This window comes from Pedobacter sp. AC402 (genome assembly GCF_979252805.1).
In genome coordinates this window covers 373,956-393,303 of the sequence record NZ_CEEDAI010000007.1, presented here as the reverse complement: position 1 = coordinate 393,303, position 19,348 = coordinate 373,956, and the positions used below count along the sequence as shown (strand labels likewise).

At 39.5% G+C, this 19,348-nt stretch carries 11 protein-coding genes; all 11 read left to right on the top strand.

Going from position 1 to position 19,348, the window contains the following annotated elements:
- The first annotated feature begins 311 nt into the window (after positions 1-311).
- Positions 312-1,484: a GAF domain-containing protein gene (locus AC0IWE_RS08365; RefSeq protein ID WP_471792696.1), complete on the top strand. Its 1,173-nt coding sequence runs from the start codon at positions 312-314 to the stop codon at positions 1,482-1,484.
- A gap of 10 nt (positions 1,485-1,494) precedes the next feature.
- Positions 1,495-1,842, top strand: coding sequence for a GAF domain-containing protein (locus AC0IWE_RS08360; protein WP_471792833.1), 348 nt, complete (start codon positions 1,495-1,497; stop codon positions 1,840-1,842).
- Positions 1,843-1,846: 4 nt separating this feature from the next.
- Positions 1,847-6,697 carry a chemotaxis protein CheB gene (locus AC0IWE_RS08355; protein WP_471792695.1) on the top strand — a complete coding sequence of 1,617 codons (4,851 nt, stop codon included), beginning with the start codon at positions 1,847-1,849 and terminating at the stop codon, positions 6,695-6,697.
- 313 nt (positions 6,698-7,010) lie between these two features.
- On the top strand, positions 7,011-7,199 hold the full coding sequence (locus tag AC0IWE_RS08350) for a hypothetical protein (RefSeq protein WP_471792694.1): 189 nt from the start codon (positions 7,011-7,013) through the stop codon (positions 7,197-7,199).
- Positions 7,200-7,773: 574 nt separating this feature from the next.
- Entirely contained in the window at positions 7,774-7,926 is a 153-nt protein-coding gene (locus AC0IWE_RS08345) for a hypothetical protein (protein ID WP_471792693.1), read from the top strand.
- An 849-nt stretch (positions 7,927-8,775) separates the two neighbouring features.
- A complete protein-coding gene (locus tag AC0IWE_RS08340; protein WP_471792692.1) occupies positions 8,776-9,057 on the top strand; it encodes an Rdx family protein in 282 nt (93 codons plus the stop codon).
- 250 nt (positions 9,058-9,307) lie between these two features.
- A complete protein-coding gene (locus AC0IWE_RS08335; protein ID WP_471792691.1) occupies positions 9,308-13,318 on the top strand; it encodes a two-component regulator propeller domain-containing protein in 4,011 nt (1,336 codons plus the stop codon).
- A gap of 143 nt (positions 13,319-13,461) precedes the next feature.
- Positions 13,462-14,787: a BNR repeat-containing protein gene (locus tag AC0IWE_RS08330; RefSeq protein WP_471792690.1), complete on the top strand. Its 1,326-nt coding sequence runs from the start codon at positions 13,462-13,464 to the stop codon at positions 14,785-14,787.
- Between the two features lie 16 nt (positions 14,788-14,803).
- Entirely contained in the window at positions 14,804-16,951 is a 2,148-nt protein-coding gene (locus AC0IWE_RS08325; protein WP_471792689.1) for a glycoside hydrolase family 43 protein, read from the top strand.
- Positions 16,951-18,084 carry a glycoside hydrolase family 88/105 protein gene (locus AC0IWE_RS08320; protein ID WP_471792688.1) on the top strand — a complete coding sequence of 378 codons (1,134 nt, stop codon included), beginning with the start codon at positions 16,951-16,953 and terminating at the stop codon, positions 18,082-18,084. Before AC0IWE_RS08325 ends, AC0IWE_RS08320 begins: the two co-directional genes overlap by 1 nt.
- 14 nt (positions 18,085-18,098) lie before the next feature.
- Positions 18,099-19,346 carry a DUF2264 domain-containing protein gene (locus AC0IWE_RS08315; RefSeq protein WP_471792687.1) on the top strand — a complete coding sequence of 416 codons (1,248 nt, stop codon included), beginning with the start codon at positions 18,099-18,101 and terminating at the stop codon, positions 19,344-19,346.
- Positions 19,347-19,348: the final 2 nt, after the last annotated feature.

The following is a 19,348-nucleotide window of genomic DNA, read 5'->3' as shown; positions in this document are numbered from 1 at the left end:
ATGCTATCGATTTAATTTTGATGGTCATTACAGACAAATAAGGGGCTGTTTGGGTAAACTTATTTAATTTTATTGCCTTGCTTTACCGCTTGGTTAAAATGACATTCCTTTTGGGTGTATGTTGAGTATTATTTTTATTGGTTTTCTTTCATTAAAGGCATCAATCTATATTTTAGCTGTGTAATGCTTCAATAAAGGTAATTTTAACCGGCTTTACGCCAAATGCCAATTTAGTTGGCAGTATAATTGTTGAGAAATGAAATCTTCTGCTTTCCCTGAGCATTGGATTTCCTTCAAAAAGATAGTCAGAAATGTCAGATAAAAGAAACTATGATGCAGAGTTCTGCGGAAATTTACCTATTCACCACATCAATTCTATCCAGGATTATGGATACCTCCTTGTATTGGATAACAAAACATTAAATCTTATTCAACTCAGTGAAAACCTAGTGGAAGTTACCAACCAGGTACCGGCACAAATGGTTAATAAGCATTTATCATCATGGTTTAGCCAACAGGATGTAGATCAGATTGCGAAATTGATTAAGGGAGATGCCAAGGATAGGATTCCAATTACACTAAGCTCGGATATTGAAGGCAAACAACTGCGTTTTGACGGTTTGATTCACATAAAAAAAGATTTTACCTTATTGGAAATAGAAGCGGCTTCAACGGATGGACAGAAAAGTTTTTCGGATGTTTTTCAAGAAGTTAGGCAGTTTATATCGGCGATGGAAAGTGCAGCTACGCTTGAGGAAGTGTGTAGTGTTGCCATTAAGCAATTGCGTAAAGTTTCGGGCTTTGATGGCATAAGAATGTATCAGTTTGATGCTGCCTGGAACGGGACGGTAATTGCGGAGGAAATTTCTGGTGAGCTGGAAAGTTATCTTGGGCAAACTTTTCCAGCTTCTGATGTACCAAAGCAGGCGAGGGCCCTTTACCTTAAAAACCCCTTCAGGCTAATTTCCAACAGGGCATATAAAGCCTTTAGGTTATTCCCGGTTATCAACCCTATATCCAATGCTTTTATCGATTTATCTGATTGCAACCTGCGTGGTGTGGCATCAGTGCATCTGGAGTATATGCAAAATATGAATGTTAGCGCGTCAATGTCTATCAGGGTGCTGCGTGATGGTAAACTTTGGGGCTTAATTTCCTGCCACCACATCGAACCAAAACATCCAAATGTGGATATGCGTTATATTTTTGAATGGCTTTCGGTAGAAATTTCCAACCGGATTACCGCTATCATAAACCAGGAAGATTATCAGGAATCGGCATTGAGACTTGAGAAAAGAACTTCAGTTACGGATCTTATTTATGCTAAAGATGATATTATTGAAGGTTTGCTGGAAGATGAAAACCTAAACATTCTTTCTTTGTTTAGTGCAGGTGGCGTTGTGGTAAAAATCGGTAACCGGATCGAATCGCGTGGCGATATACCCGATAAAAGTGAGGTTTATAACCTGATGCTTCTGGCTTGAAGGAAAAGGAATTGAAAAAGTATATTTCAGCGATCAGCTTAGCGGCCAATATGAAGAGGCAAAAGCTTACGAAAAACTGGGAAGCGGGATTCTCGTAATCCCTATTGATGGCAGAAATGGCGATTATATAATCTGTTTCAGGCCGGAGGTTATCCAGCAGATTAAGTGGGGCGGCGATCCTGAACAGGTAATTAATTTTGATAAAGATGGTAAAAACTATCATCCAAGAAATTCGTTTAACCTCTGGCTGCAAACTGTATATGGCCAATCATTACCATGGCATAATAATGAGCTGGAAATAGCAGAATCGTTGAGGAATTTTATATTTGAATTTAGAACAAAGCAACTTTATAATTAGCTTAATGGACAACAAGCAGGAAAAGGAAAAGCAAGAACTGGTATTAAATAAGCGTTACGACAAATATATTGTTGCCATTGGCGCATCGGCCGGGGGCTTGGAAGCTATTCACGAATTCTTTGATCACATGCCGGCAAATTCGAGTTTCTCGTTTGTCGTAATCCAACACCTTTCTTCAGATTATAAAAGTTTATTGGTTGAGCTTGTAGGTAAACACACCCATATGAAGGTGTTTGAAGCTGCAAATGATATGGCTATTCAACAGGATTGTGTGTATATCATTCCCAATAATAAACTGATGACTTTGGTTAAGGGCAGGCTCAGACTTGCAGAGAAATCGCAGATTAAAGCTCCTAATACCGCTATTGATCATTTTTTACATACCCTCGCAAAAGATAAAAAAGAGAAAGCCATTGCCATAATCCTTTCAGGTACAGGTACTGATGGCACAAAGGGCATACAAAGTATAAAAGAAAACGGAGGGATGGTTATTGTTCAGGATCCATCTTCTGCCAAATTTGATGGCATGCCTAATTCTGCCATCGCATCAGGCAATGCCGATCATGTAATGATCCCGTCGCGGATGCAGGAAGAACTTTTTAGCTATGTAAATGAAGAGCCTGTTAAGGTGCTCGAAAACGGCAAAATTAATGAAGAACTGCTTGATGAGGTTTTTAAACTGGTGCATAACAGTAGCGGCAATGATTTTAACCTTTATAAAACCCCAACCATCATCAGGCGTATTGGCCGGAGAATGAATGAACGGGGCATAAAAAAGCTCGATCGTTATGTTGATTTTTTGCGCAGCAATGCTGAAGAAGTAAAAATTTTAGCTCAGGATTTTCTTATTGGTGTAACTAAATTTTTTAGAGATGACCAGGCTTTTGCGCAGCTTAATGAATTTGCCATTCAGGATATCGTTAACCGTAAGGAAGATGGTGATGTAATTAAAATCTGGGTTTGTGCCTGTAGTACCGGGCAGGAAGCATATTCTATTGCTGCTCTTGTAAACGATTGCGTAGAACGATCGGGTAAAAAGATTGATATTAAAATATTTGCTTCTGATATTGACGAGAAAAGCATCGAAATTGCTTCGAAAGGACAATACCCGATTTCGGTTAAGAAAGAGATACCGGCTAAACTTTTTAAAAAGTATTTTATACAGGAAGGAAAATTTGTTAGCGTAGTGGCCAGCTTGCGTAAACAGGTGGTTTTTGCCAAACATGACGTAATTAAATCGCCTCCTTTTATTAAAAATGACCTGGTTACCTGCAGAAATATGCTTATTTATGTAAATAGCATCCTTCAGGAAAAAATACTTTCGATTTTCCACTTCTCCCTTTTACCAAACGGATACCTTTTTCTTGGATCGAGTGAAACGGCTTCTTCTATGAAGGCCGGCTTAACAGAAGTTTCGAGTAAATCAAAAATTTATAAGAAAACCGGAAAAATCAACTATTCTACCTATAATACTTACAATACTGGTGCTAAAACTGCCTTGGGCCAGGAGCGTAAAAAAGGAAGTATTACCGAAGCAATTCAAAGTCCTTTAGAAAAACGTTTGGCCGATTTTCTTTCATCAGATCTTGGTTATGTTGCGGTATTTATTGATAAAGGGTACATAATGCAGGATGCCGTTGGCGACTACCGCAAATATTTATCCTTGCCTGAGCAAAGTATCGAACTTAATATTTTAAAAATGGTACCGCGTGAGGTATCGATTGTAATCAATACGGGTTTAAGAAAAGCCTGGAAAGAAAACATAAAGATAGAGTTAAAAAAGATTCGCTTTAAGCAGGGTGCTGAAGATGTTTTTGTGGATATTTCCATAGTGCCTGCATCCACAGATCATACCAATGGTTTCACGATGGTTGTTTTTGCAGAGCATCTTTTAGAAATTGTTGCCGACAGGGATGAATCTGCCGTGCCTGGTTTCCATGATGCAACGCATTCTGAATATGTATTTGAGCTCGAAGCGGAACTGAACGAAACCCGCTCTAACCTACAGATGGCTGTAGAAGAGATGGAAACCACAAATGAGGAACTCCAATCAAGCAATGAAGAACTGCTTTCTGCCAATGAAGAACTGCAATCGAGTAATGAGGAACTGCAATCATTAAACGAAGAACTGCATACCTTAAATACTGAACACCAGTTAAAAATCAAAGAACTGATTGAGCTAAATGATGATTTGGACAATTATTTCAGGAGTACCGATATCGGGCAGATTTTTCTGGATTCAGGCATGTTTATCCGCAAATTTAATCCTGCGGCAATAAGTATGGTAAACCTTATTGAGGCTGATATAGGCCGTTCGATAGAGCATATTTCGAATAACATTAAAGCTGAAAACCTTACCGGCGACATTAGAAAGGTGTTGCTGAACGGACATGTGATTGAAAAGGAGGTGCAACTGAAAAACAATACACGCTGCCTGATGCGGGTGATGCCTTATTTAAGAAAAGATAAGCGGGCAGATGGTGTAGTGATTTCTTTTGTGGATATTTCTAAAATTACCGAACTTAACAACATCATCAGCGGTGTTTTTAATGCAAGTTTGAATGGTATTTTAGCATTTAAAGCGGTTAGGGATGCCAAACATTTCATTATCGATTTTGAGTGCAGCACCTTCAACGATTCGGCTTTAACTATTTTAAAGAAAACAAAATCAGAGCTAACTGGTGCAAGGATAATGAAATTGATTCCTGAGCTTACGGTAAGTAATCTTTTTAACAAATATGTTGGCGTGGTAGAAAACGGTAAGGTGCTCGAAATAGAGCTTCAGTTTTCTAAAGAGCAGTGGTGCCAGTTAATCGCCGTAAAAATGTCTGATGGTTTTGTAGCGACAATAACCGATATCAGTCAGCAAAAGTTGGCCGAACATAAGCTGAAAAAGAACTATAACGAACTTTTAGGTACGCGGGAAAACCTGCGCCAACTTAACACCGATCTCGAATTGAAGGTGAAGGAGCGTACAATGAAACTTTCAGAAAGTGAAGAACGTTTCAATCTTGTATCGCATGCCACCAACGATACCATATGGGATTGGAACCTGGCACATAATACCATGTGGCGCAGCGATAATTTTACTTTGATGTTTGGTTATCCGAAAGAGCTGCAAACGGAAAGTGTTGCATTTTGGTTTGATAAAATTCATCCGGAAGATAGGGAACGTGTTAAAAATAGTGTTTACGATGCTATAAACCACAACGAAACCCAGTGGACAGCCCAATACCGCCTTGAAAAAGCTGATGGAAGTTATGCTACATTGCTCGATCGTGGGAGTATCTTGCTCGATGATCTGCAAACGCCTTATCGTATGGTTGGCTCTATAGTAGATATTTCAAAACTGGTTGATACAGAGGTGAAATTGAATTCTACAGAACGCAAATTCAGGAAAATTTTCGAATCAAATGTGATTGGCATTTTGTTCAGCGATATTGAAACCGGAAGAATTGAAGATGCAAACGATATTTTCTTGAAGCTATTGGGTTATTCGCGTTCTGATTTCGAAGATGGAAATATCGATTGGAGGCAAATCACACCTGAATCTTTCTTACCGATTAGTAATATATCAGCTAAATTGTTAAAGGAAGAGGGCTTTTGTCCGCCGTTCGAAAAACAATACCTCACTAAATCAGGCACCCCTGTTGATGTTTTGGTTGGTTCGGCATTATTGGATGAAGAAGTTGCAAATGGTGCAGTAACCTATGTAATCGATATCACGAAACAAAAGCATACAGAGAAAAAACGGAGTGAACTGCAAAAGCTGATCAAAAAACAGCAAGATGAGTTTTACAGCATCTTTAAAAATGCTCCGGCATTAATTACCATCCGCAGGGGAAAAGATCTGAAGTACGAATTTGTTAACGAAGCTTTTAAAACCTTTGATGGCGGTACCGATTATATCGGGCGATCAAGAATTGGAAGTGGTTCTAAATTTGAATCGCCTGAGTTGTTGGAGATAGAGAAAAACGTATTGGAAACGGGCGAAACTTATGTGGCTAACGCTTACCGGATTGAGCAGGTAAACAATGCAACAGGTAATGTAGTAGAAAAATGGTTTGATATTATTTTAAACCCGGTTTTTTCTGATCATGGGGTAATTGACGGGATTGCTTTCTTTGGGTTTGAAGTAACCGATTTAATGAAAGCGCAACAGGCTACCAAAGAACTGATGCACCGTAAGGATGAGTTTATGAGTATTGCCAGTCATGAGTTAAAAACACCGATTACGAGCATTAAAGGATTTTTGCAGTTTGCTTTGCGAATGGCTGAACAGCAGAAGTTTGAGAAAATTTATGAGTTTGTAGATAAAGCAAACCGCCAGATTGGAAAACTGACTGCCCTTGTTGAGGATTTATTGGATGTAACTAAAATACAGGCTGGTAAAATGACATTCAATTTCTCTGATTTTAACATCGCTGGTGTTATTGAAGATGCTATTGATGGTTTACAGGAAAGTATGCATGGGCATAACATTATTCAGGATATTACTGATGTTGAGGTGCATGCGGACCGAAATCGTATTGAGCAGGTGCTAAGCAATTTTATGTCTAACGCGATTAAATATTCGCCAGATGCTGATAAAATTATTGTGCAGGCCAAAACAGAAGGTAATTACCTGATGATTTCGGTACAGGATTTTGGAATTGGTATCCCTCATGATAAATCGCAGTTTGTGTTCGATCGCTTTTTCCGTGTGGAAGCTTCTTCTTATAGTTTTTCTGGTCTTGGTTTAGGATTATATATTTCAGCAGAAATTGTAGAGCGCCATGGAGGTGAAATTGGGGTAAACAGCAAAGAAGGTGAGGGCTCTGTATTCTGGTTTAAGATTCCGTTAAAAGATAAATAAGCGTGTATTTATTTACAGACCAACGATGTATGATGATCTAGATGAAGCAAACAAAAAGTGCTTAATAAATGTAATTATAATTCCTCTAACACGGGAGTAATTAGAAAGGGGTAACTATGGATATGGTTACCCTTTTCTATTTTGACAACAGTTTACGTAAGCAGTTGTTTAGTTCATTTTGTTCAGTTATCAGTCTTGCTTACCCTCTCAGGTTGTATATAATTCTCAACTATTCATTAATAGTGGTGTTGTTTAGGTATGGACGACAGGGCAAATTTAATTTTAGGGATTATATTTTTATTGGCAGGTGTATTTGTTTTCTATATTATTTTTAAGCCTGATCGAGAGAAGAGGAGGTGATGGTTTGGTAGGATTTTTTGGTTATTCATTCTCGCGCGTGCATAATGCTTTCGCTCCGCTCGGGCTTACCTCGGTTACCGATGTAAAATCGGTACAGGTCAGCCACCGAAGGGCTTTTACTTTTGGCTTGGCCCAAAAGTAACAAACCTGAGCGCAGCGAAAGCATGACTACCTATAAAAACAACAAACACCAAGGCATAAACCCAAGGCTTGGAACTGATGTCGGATAAATTCGTTAAAGCTTTTTGGTCGTCAGCACAAGTTCCGCCGAAGGGGGCGGAAAGTGTGTGCTGCCTCAATGCAGTGAGGAAAGAAAGGTAATGATAAAGCTTTAACGTTTTCTCCTTCCATCATTTCCTATGCCGGATGAGCAGGGAGGAGATAGCGAAGTGCAGATACAGGCATGTGTAAATTGATTATTCTAAAACTATGAGGGAACGCATGAATTCGTCATCTCGACCGTAGTGGAGAGATCTTTGGATTTACTATCTATATAAATTCGTCATTGCGAGGCAGGGAGAGAGCGAGCCGAAGCAATCTTTGTTGTAATGTTTCTAACACGGTCGTCATTCTCGCGCATGCGGGAATCGTAATGCGGTCGCTATTTTGGCCACTTTGCTATATTTCGCTCCGCTCGGGCTTGCCTCGGTTGGCCACCGAAGGGCTCTTACCTTTTTCTTGATAAAAAGGTAACCAAAAATCAAGGCTTGGAACTGATGTCGGATAAATTCGTTAAAGCTTTTTGGTCGTCAGCACAAGTTCCGCCGAAGGGGGCGGAAAGTGTGTGCTGCCTCAAATACTGTGATGAAGGGAAAGGTAATGATAAAGCTTTAACGCTTTCTCCTTCCATCATTTCCTATGCCGGATAGCAGTGAGGAGATAGCGAAGTGCAGATACAGGCATGTGTAAATTGATTATTCTAAAACTATGAGGGAACGCATAAATTCGTCATCTCGACCGTAGTGGAGAGATCATTGGATTAGCTATCACCAAGTTTCTACAACGGCCGTATTATATAGTTCTGAAGTCGCAGTAGATAGTTCTGAAGTCGCAGTAAGTAGTTCTGAAGTCGCAGTAGACAGTTCTATACTCGCAGTAGACAGTTCTATACTCGCAGTTGATAGTTCTATAGTCGCAGTAGATAGTTCTGAAGTCGCAGTAGATAGTTCTGAAGTCGCAGTAGATAGTTCTGAAGTCGCAGTAGATAGTTCTATACTCGCAGTAGATAGTTCTGAAGTCGCAGTAGATAGTTCTATACTCGCAGTTGATAGTTCTGAAGTCGCAGTTGATAGTTCTGAAGTCGCAGTTGATAGTTCTGAAGTCGCAGTTGATAGTTCTGAAGTCGCAGTAGATAGTTCTGAAGTCGCAGTTGATAGTTCTGAAGTCGCAGTTGATAGTTCTGAAGTCGCAGTTGATAGTTCTGAAGTCGCAGTAGATAGTTCTGAAGTCGCAGTAGATAGTTCTGAAGTCGCAGTAGATAGTTCTGAAGTCGCAGTAGATAGTTCTGAAGTCGCAGTAGGTAGTTCTATACTCGCAGTAGATAGTTCTGAAGTTGCAGTAGGTAGTTCTGAAGTCGCAGTAGGTAGTTCTATACTCGCAGTAGGTAGTCGGGTCTGTTCAATAAACTGTGTCCAAAAGAAAATTAATAGTTTTATACTTGCAGTCGCTTCCAATTTACCTCTTTCACCATTTTTTGTAACTTGTGTAAAAATACTACAATGGAAAAACCACTCATCAGTATCACTTATTGCCCTAAATGCGGGTGGATGTTACGTTCGGCATATATGGCACAGGAAATTTTAACCACTTTTGTTGATGAGGTAAAAGGTGTGGTTTTAATGCCAAGCGAAACATCTGGTGTTTTTACTGTATTGGTTGGCGAAAAGCTCATCTTCGATAGAAAAGAAATGCAGCGATTTCCCGAAATTAAAGAGCTGAAACAGCTTATCCGCAATGAGGTAGATCCTTCAAAGCATCTCGGTCATTCGGATATTAAATAGCTCATGTTTAATGCATCAGCTTATTCAGCACCTTTTTATAATCATTTACTTTATTAAGCGATCCTGATTATAAACTTAAGAAATACCGTCTCAAATACTCCTTGTAGGAGAAATTTCATGGTTTTTACTATTAAATCCTAAATAAACGTCCATGTAACAGTTTTAGGAAAATATGTATATTCGTTTCATACCAAGTATATGCCAGTACTGTTCTCCTATGTTTAACCTAAAAAAGATTTCCGTATGTTTTATGCTTATCGCATGGATGTATGGAGGTATGTGTTTTGCCCAGCCTTCAACTATTCCGATTAAATATCTGGGGGTAGAAAACGGACTGTCTAATAACGTGGTAAACTCCTTATACCTTGATCGTTTTGGCTTTATGTGGATGGGTACCTACGATGGCTTGAACCGTTACGATGGTTACCATTTTAAAGTTTTCAGGAATGGTTGGGGCGACGAGCATTCTTTGGTAAACAACCACATTACGGTACTTAACGGCGATGCGGAAAACCGGGTATGGGTAGGTACACAAAAGGGAATTTCATACTATGATTATGCCGATTCTAAATTTCATCAGCTTATTTATGAAGAAAAAGGGAAAAAAAACGAGGTAAGTTATGCCATCACTTCTATTGCGGTTAGTAAGGCTACAGTGGTTTACGTTGCTACGGATGAAAAGGGATTGTTTATGCTTAAAAAAGACAGTGAAATTGCTCAGCGCATTCCTTTCGGAAAAAACAGCGACTTCTCTGTTAAAGCCTTGTATGTTGATGAAGCGCAAACGCTTTGGCTTTTTATTAAAGATGTAGGCTTGTGCCGGTTCGATCCTGGCAAAAATACCCTCCGTTTGGTAAATGCGGCACTGCGTTCGGTAACCAGTATTACAAAAGGCGATAAGCAAAATATATGGGTTGGAACGGAACGCGGCCTTTATCAATTTGATACCGTTAATGAAACTTTAACCCGCTTTAACCAGCATCTTGGCAATGAGAACATCATGAACCTTTTGGTTGATAAACAACAAAAGTTATGGATTTCTACAGACGGGGGTGGAATTACGGTTTATGATACCAAAACCCATAAAATCAATTATTTATCGGCCGGTAAAGAAAAAAGTTTATTAAGCAGCAACTCCATTGCGCAGGTATATGAAGACCGTGAATCGAGAAAATGGATTGCTACTTTACGTGGTGGGGTAAACATCATCGATCAGGAAAGCGAACAGTTTAGTACTATCAAACATGATCCTTTAAAAAGCAATTCGCTCATTAACAATTTCGTACTTTCATTCAGTGAGGATGAATACAATAACATTTGGATAGGCACTGATGGCGGCGGTTTAAGTGTTTGGAACAAGAAGCTGAATACCTTTACCAATTATGCAAAAAACAGCGATCCCAATTCTTTAACAAGTAATTTTGTAACGAGTATTTTAAGCGATTCGGATCGGAATACCTGGGTGGCTACCTTTAGCGGCGGGATAGACCGTTTTGATAAAACCACCAAAAAATTTGTTCATTACAACTGTTACAATACTTTTAAGGGGGTAGATGATATCAACATCTGGAAACTTTATCAGGATAAACAGCAAAACATCTGGGCAGGTACTACCAAAGGTGGCGCACTGTACCGATACAATAAAAGCACTGATAAATTCGACCTTTTTGATCATCAGCTAAAAGATATACATACATTATTCCAGGATGCCAAAGGCAGGCTTTGGGCCGGTAACTATACACAACTGATTAAAATTGATCCTGTAAATAGGAAGCACGAGTATACCAAGATCAATTTTGCAATCAGGGCCATTCAGGAAGATTTTAACCACCAGATCTGGATCGGAACTGAGGGTGGTGGCTTATTGCTTTTCAACCCTGAAAACAAAAAAATAAAACGCTATATCCAAAGCGACGGACTACCGAGCAATTCGGTGCTTAATATTCTGCAGGATGGGGCTGGTAATTTATGGTGCAGTACCTATAACGGGCTATCTAAATTTGATGTAAAACACCATACCTTTAAAAATTATTATGCTACCGATGGTTTGCAAAGCAACCAGTTTAATTATAATGCAGCTTTAAAGCTTGCCAATGGCAACTTTTTGTTTGGTGGCATTGGCGGTTTCAACCTCTTCTCGCCAGATCACATTAAAAAGAATAAACGCACACCCAAAATGGTGCTTACCGATTTTAGGATCAACAATATTCCCCTCGATCAGGATTCTGGATACAAAAATATATCAGTGGTAAACTTAGCGAAGATAGAAATACCTTACAGTGCCGCAGTAATTTCTGTGGATTATGCGGCGATCGAATTTTCGTTTCAGGAGCAGATTTCTTATGCCTACTACCTGGAAGGATGGGATAGGGATTGGAATTATGTAAATAAATTAAGTACGGCCTATTACTCCAGGTTAAATGAAGGGCAGTATAAATTGCACATTAAAAGTACCGATACGGAAGGGGCCTGGAGCGATAACGAAAAGGTGGTAATCATCAAAATTTTACCACCATGGTACCGCACCTGGTGGGCTTATACCTTCTACGTTATTTTGGGTTCTTCTTTGTTTTACCTTTTTCAAACTTACCGCAACCGCCAGCGGAGATTAAAACATGAGGTAGAAATAACCAACCTTAAAATGGAGCGGGAGAAGGATTTAAACGAGAAAAAACTAAATTTTTTTACCAATATTTCTCATGAACTCCGAACTCCCTTAACCTTAATTGTGAATCCAATTAAAGATATTATTACTAAAAAGGATGCCGGACCGGAGAAAAATGATTTGAATGTGGTTTACCGCAACTCCAGGCGTTTACTTAGTTTGGTAGATCAGTTATTGCTTTTCAGAAAAACGGAAAGCGAAAACGATGTGTTAAAAATTGTACGGATTAACCTCTACAAGTTTACCCACGAAATTTTTCTCTGTTTTAATTACCTGGCCAAGCAAAACCACATCGATTATACTTTTGAATGTGATGAATTGGAGCTTGATATTTTTGCCGATAAGGATAAACTTGAAATTGTATTTTTCAATCTGCTTTCCAATGCATTGAAATTTACACCAAAAGGCGGTTTTGTAAAGTTTAGTGTTAAAACGGTGGGCATGCGCGTGCAGGTAGAGGTAAGCGATAGCGGGCCGGGCATTCCTGTACATGTAGGAGAAAAGTTATTCGATAAGTTTTATAAAGTAATGTCTAACGAATCGTTAAAAATGGGTTTTGGCATTGGTTTATACCTGGCCAAAAACTTTGTTGAGCTGCATAAGGGAAAAATATCTTTCCGCTCCAACCAGGGCAAAGGAACCATATTTTTGATTGATATTCCGGTGGGTGAGCCTAACCTGCAACAGGGTGTAGTTTTTCAAAACGAATTAACCTACGTAAACGAATTGATTGCCCAGGAGGAGGAGGCCGAAAGTAGCGACAGTGAAAATGTAGGCAATCTGGAGCTGTTGATTTCTGATCTGCATTCGATTTTAATTATTGATGATAACCCTGAGATTATCGATTACATTAAACATATTTTTCAGGATAACTTTAAAATATACCGTGCCGCAAATGGTACCGAAGGATTAAAACTTTGCAAAGAATATTTACCCGATATTGTAATTTCTGATGTAAACATGGATGGATTAAATGGTATCGAACTCTGCAAGGCAATTAAAGAAGATTCGGCTTTAAGCCACATCCCGGTAATATTGTTAACAGGAGACCCTAGTCCTGAAGTAAAACTCCGCGGAATTGAAGTGGGTGCTTATGATTTTATTACCAAACCTTTCGATAAAGAATTGTTTACGGCAAAAATTAACAGCATTATTAAAAACAGAACCAATCTTCAATCTTATTTTTATAATGAAATTACTTTAAAATCCGATGCCCATAAAGTTTCTCAGGAGGATAAAGGTTTCCTTCAAAAATGCATCACTTTGATTGAAGAAAACCTGATGGAAGATAGTTTTAATGTTAAAATATTAGCTTCTGAACTTGGTATGAGCCATTCTAACCTTTACAAAAGAGTTAAGGCAACCTCAGGCCAGTCTATTAACGGTTTTATCCGTTTTATCAGGTTAAGAAAGGCTGCCGAGTTGTTAATCAATACCAACCTGAACATTAATGAGGCTGCTTTTAGGGTAGGTATTAACGACAGTAAATATTTTAGGGAGCAGTTTCAAAAACTGTTTAAACTTACCCCATCTGAGTTTATTAAAAAGCACCGCAAAAGTTTTCATAAATATTATAATATTAATGCTACCACATAAAAGTTACGCTATTTTAGGCTATAAAGGGCACTTATGCTAATACGCCCCCTGCAAAGTATGATTTAACCCCCTGTATAAAATTTAAAAATTTCGGTACTTCGGCATTACCAAATGTAAAAAACCGAGCATCCCCAAACCATATAATGTATCCATCCCTCACCAAAAGTGTATTTTTAATTTGCGTTTTTATAGGCATAAACTTCATCAGCGTTGCGCAAAATGCACAACTCAGTACCATTGCCGGTAACGGGTGGGCCAACAACTCGGTTAATACCGTTATATTCCGTAAAAATGCTTTGGTCACCTTTAAAGGTTTTCAATATGCTGCTTACTACGATAGTGCACAACATGTTGTTTTGGCGAAACGGAAAAGTGGCACTGCCACTTGGATTACCCAAACCACACTTTATAAAGGCGATGCTACCGATGCGCATAAATCAATCAGTATTATGGTTGATGGTGATGGTTTTTTGCATGTTGCCTGGGGCCAGCACAACAACAATTTAAATTATGCCAAATCGGTTTCTGCGGGCTTGCTCACTTTAGGCAATAAACAACCGATGCTTTCGGTTAAAGAAAATAAAGTGAGTTACCCTGAGTTTTACAAACTGGCCAATGGCGATTTGTTGTTCTTTTACCGTGATGGCGGATCGGGCAATGGAAACCTGATGATTAACCGGTATAGTTTACAAACTAAAAAGTGGACGAGGGTACAGGATGGGATGATTAACGGTGAAGGGGAGCGCAATGCATACTGGCAGGTTGCTGTAGATCTGGTTGGCACAATCCATTTATCGTGGGTTTGGCGCGAAAGCCCTGATGTGGCGAGCAACCATGATTTGTGTTATGCAAAATCTACCGATGGTGGCTTAACGTGGTTAAAATCTACTGGCGAAAAGTATGCGATGCCCATTACAGCAGCCAATGCAGAATATGCACTTAAAATTCCGCAAAAAAGCGAACTCATTAACCAAACATCAATGTTTGCTGATGCAAAAGGCAATGTATTTATTGCTGGTTACTGGCATGATGTGAATGAGAGCGTACCACAATATCACCTGGTTTTTAAAACCGGAGGGGATTGGAAGGTGAGTAACCTCAAATTTAGAAAAACAGCATTCAGTTTAAGTGGTACGGGTACTAAAAAGATTCCGATTTCGAGGCCACAGATTGTGGTTTGGTCAAAAGGAAAAGAATATGCTGCAGGTTTACTTTTTAGGGATGCTGAGCGGGGCAACAAAGTTTCAATCGCTATAAATGAAGCACTTGGATCAGAAAATTGGAGCATTAAAGACCTTTCTCAAACAAGCATGGGTGAATGGGAACCCACATACGATACCGAATTATGGAAAAGTAAAAAGATACTGAGCCTGTTTCTGCAAAACGTTACCCAGGTAGATGGTGAAGGAAAAGCCGATCAGGCACCAACAAAAGTGCAGGTATTGGATTGGAAACCTAATTATAAATAGCAAAATAGCCCATTAAATGAAATATCCCCATATAAATAATAAACTCGCTCTGCTGGCGGTTACGTTGCTGTTATCAGTACAGCTGTTAAAGGCGCAAACCAAAAACACCGCATATTTATTTGCGTATTTTACCGGAAATACCAAAGCAGAAGAGGCCATCCGTTTTGCGGTAAGTACCGATGGATATCGTTTCAGGGCCTTAAATAACGATAATCCAATTGTTTCATCTGCGCAGATTAGCAGTACAGGCGGTGTGCGCGATCCACATATTTTACGTGGCGAAGATGGCAAAACCTTTTATATGGTGGCAACGGATATGGTTTCGGCAAATGGCTGGGATTCGAACCGGGCCATGGTATTGTTAAAATCCACTGATCTGATTAACTGGACTTCGGCTGTGGTTAATATTCAAAAACGCTTTCCTGATAATGAAGATTTGTTGAGGGTTTGGGCACCGCAATCCATTTACGATAAAGCCACAAAAAAATACATGGTTTATTGGTCGATGAAACATGGTAATGCACCTGATAAAATTTATTATGCTTATGCCAATGCCGATTTTACCGACCTTGAAACAACACCAAAACAACTCTTTTATAGTCCAACCAACGGCTCTTGTATTGATGGCGATATTATTTACGACAATGGAAAATACAACCTGTTTTTTAAAACAGAAGGCAATGGTAACGGCATAAAAAAAGCAGTTTCTACCAGCTTAACTGAGGGTTATGTATTGCAGGATCAATACCTGCAACAAACTAAAGATGCGGTAGAGGGTGCTGGCGTTTTTAAATTGAAAAATGGTACAGGATATATTTTGATGTATGATGTGTACATGAAAGGCCGCTACCAGTTTACTAAAAGCAGAGACCTGGAGCATTTTAGCGTGGTGGATCAGGATATTTCGATGGATTTTCATCCCAGGCATGGAACAGTTATGCCGATTAAACAGGAGGAGTTAAACCGCCTGTTAAGCAAATGGTACAGCGCAGAAGCAGTTTTGCAAAACCCATTAAATGCATCCATCAATCAGAACAACATTGTTTTGGATAGTACAAATCAAAAACTGTATTTGCCGGTAAATTATGGAACTGATTTGAAGGCTTTCGATCCGCAGTTTGGTCAGTTTAATCAGATCGGTATTAATCCAAAAGGTAAACTTGATTTTTCTAAAGGTCCGCAAAAAATTAAAGTAACAATTCCCAATCAGGAGTCAAAAACCTACACGGTAAGCATTGCCGTGGCCAATAATCCTGTGTTAAAGGGCTATTATGCCGATCCGGAAGTGTTATATTCCAATAAAACCGGTAAGTATTACATTTACCCCACCAGCGATGGTTTTAACAACTGGAGTGGCACCTATTTTAAATGTTTCTCCTCAACCGATCTGGTAAACTGGAAGGATGAAGGAAAGATATTAGACCTGGAGAAAGATGTTTCATGGGCGAAAAGGAATGCCTGGGCACCTACCATTATTGAGAAAAAGGTAAATGGCGTGTACAAGTATTTCTATTATTTTACAGCGGCACAAAAAATCGGTGTAGCGGTTGCCGATGGCCCTACCGGTCCGTTTAAAGATAGTGGCAAGGCATTGATTTCGGGTAAGCCTAAAGGAATTAAAGGTGGCCAGGAGATAGATCCTGATGTATTTAAAGATCCTAAAACGAATAAAAGCTACCTGTATTGGGGCAATGGATACATGGCTGTTGCACCCTTAAATGATGATATGATTTCGATTGATACCAATGCGGTTAAAATCATTACACCAAATAGGGGCTTTAGAGAAGGAACCGAGGTTTTTTACCGCGCGGGTAAATATTATTTTTTATGGTCGGAAGATGATACCCGGAGCGAAAATTACCGGGTGCGTTATGGCTTTTCTGATTCTCCTACAGGTAAAATAACAATTCCGGAGCATAACCTCATCCTGGCGAAAGATGCTGCACAGGGCATTTATGGTACCGGGCACAACAGTGTAATTAAGGTTAACGGGAAAGATGAATGGTATATGGTTTACCACCGGTTTACCCGGCCAAAAGGGATTTCGATGGGCCAGGCCGCAGGTTATAACCGCGAAGTGTGCATTGATAAGATGGAATTTAATCCCGATGGCACCATTAAACCTGTAATACCAACCGTTAATGGCATTAAACCAATACGCTAATGAAAATAAAATTATTTAAATATCTTTTTTTGCTGCTTTTCTTATCTACTATCGCTGCTAAAGCGCAAAATAAGGTAAATAAAGAAGAAGTACTTGAAATGCTTAACAGGGCAAATGTATACTGGCAAAGCAATAATAAAGCAGAGGTTCGCGCTTTTTGGGATCATGCTGCCTACCATACCGGAAACATGGAAGCTTACGCACTTACCAAAAATGAGGCCTATCGTAAATATTCTGAAGATTGGGCTGAATATAATAAATGGATGGGGGCAAAATCTAAAGATCAATCGAAATGGAAATATACATATGGCGAAACGGATGACCATGTACTTTTTGGCGATTGGCAAATCTGCTTTCAAACCTATATAGACCTCTATCACTTAAAACCGGAAGACTATAAAATTTCAAGGGCCAAAGCGGTAATGGAGTACGAAATGAGTACCCCAAATAACGATTACTGGTGGTGGGCTGATGGTTTGTATATGGTAATGCCTGTAATGACCAAACTGTATAAAGTTACCGGAGATCAAAAGTATCTTGATAAACTGTACGCGTATTTTATGTACGCCAATAGCATTATGTACGATAATAAGGAAAAACTTTACTACCGCGATGCCAAGTATGTTTACCCAAAACACAAAAGTGCCAATGGTAAAAAAGATTTTTGGGCTAGGGGCGATGGGTGGGTTTTTGCCGGGCTGGCAAAAGTGTTAAAAGATCTTCCTGCCAATGATGTACACCGTGATGAATACTTAAGCAAATACCTAAACATGGCAAAGGCAATTGTTAAAAGCCAGCAGCCCGAGGGGTATTGGACCAGGAGTATCCTCGATGCGCAGCACGCACCCGGACCTGAAACCAGTGGTACAGCATTTTTTACTTATGGCTTGCTTTGGGGCATTAACAATGGTTATTTAAAGGAAAAAACATACCTGCCTGCCGCAAAAAAAGCCTGGGGCTATTTAACTAAAACAGCATTGCAACCCAATGGAAAATTAGGGTATGTGCAGCCAATAGGAGAGAAAGCTATTCCGGGCCAGGTGGTTGATGCAAATTCTACAGCAAACTTTGGTGTGGGTGCTTTTTTACTTGCAGGATGTGAAATGTACCGCCATTTATCAAACAACAATTAAACATTAACACAAAAATGAACTTAAAAAATAGCTGCATTTGCCTATTACTGATTGTTTCGGTCGGGGGATCTGCCTTTGCTCAAAAAAAGACTAAAACCACCAAAAACGTAGTGTTAAACGACCGTCAGTTTTGGTTACAGCAAATGGATAAGATGGTTAAGCCTGTATTGTACAATCTGGCAAAAGATAGCCTCCGCATTGCAATGCCGAAAGTTACCTCAATTCATATTGATAATAAAGAACACCGCATTAAGGTGCAGTATGTAGAGGTTTTAGGAAGGGTTTTAAGTGGCATTGCGCCATGGTTACAGTTAGAAGGTGGTTCGGCAGAGGAAGTAGCCCTCCGGAAACAGTATCGCGAATGGGCGATTCAGGGATTAAAAAATGCGCTTGACTCTAACGCCAAAGATTTTATGAATTTCGATATCGGCGGCCAACAATTGGTAGATGCTTCTTACGTAGCCCTGGCGTTAGTACGTGCACCATGGCTTTGGGAGAACCTGGATAAGAAAAATCAGCAGCTGATGATGCAATCTATTGTTACTACCAGAAGATTTAAACCTGTGTTTTCTAACTGGTTATTGTTTTCGGCCATGAACGAAGCTTTTTTGGCCAGGTTCGGTTACAACTGGGACCCTATGCGTGTTGATTATGCCCTGCAACAAATGGAACAATGGTATACTGGTGATGGCATGTACACTGATGGCACATCTTTCGCATTTGATTATTACAACAGCTATGTAATTCATCCTTACCTGGCTACACTGGCCAACATTATAGGTGCCAAAACGAACAGTTATAAAGAGATGTTCGAAAAGATTAAAAAACGCAATGAGCGTTATGCAATTATACAGGAAAGGTTAATCAATGCAGATGGTTCTTACCCTGCCACAGGCCGCTCCATCATTTATCGTGGTGCTGCCTTTCATCATTTAGCCGATATGGCCTGGCGGAAAGCTTTACCAAAACAACTGAGTGCCGCCCAGGTGCGTTGCGCTTTAACTGCCGTGATTAAGAAAACTTTAGAAAGCCCAACCACTTATAAAAATGGCTGGTTAACGATTGGTTTATATGGAGATCAACCAAATCTGGGCGATTTTTACAACAATCAGGGTAGCCCATACATTGCTTCCAATATCTTTTTGCCCTTGGGATTACCTGAAAATGATCCATTTTGGGCCAACCCGGCTGAGAAATGGAGTGCGCAAAAAATATGGAGTGGTGAAAACTTCGAAAACGACCACAGTGCAAGTTTAAAATAATT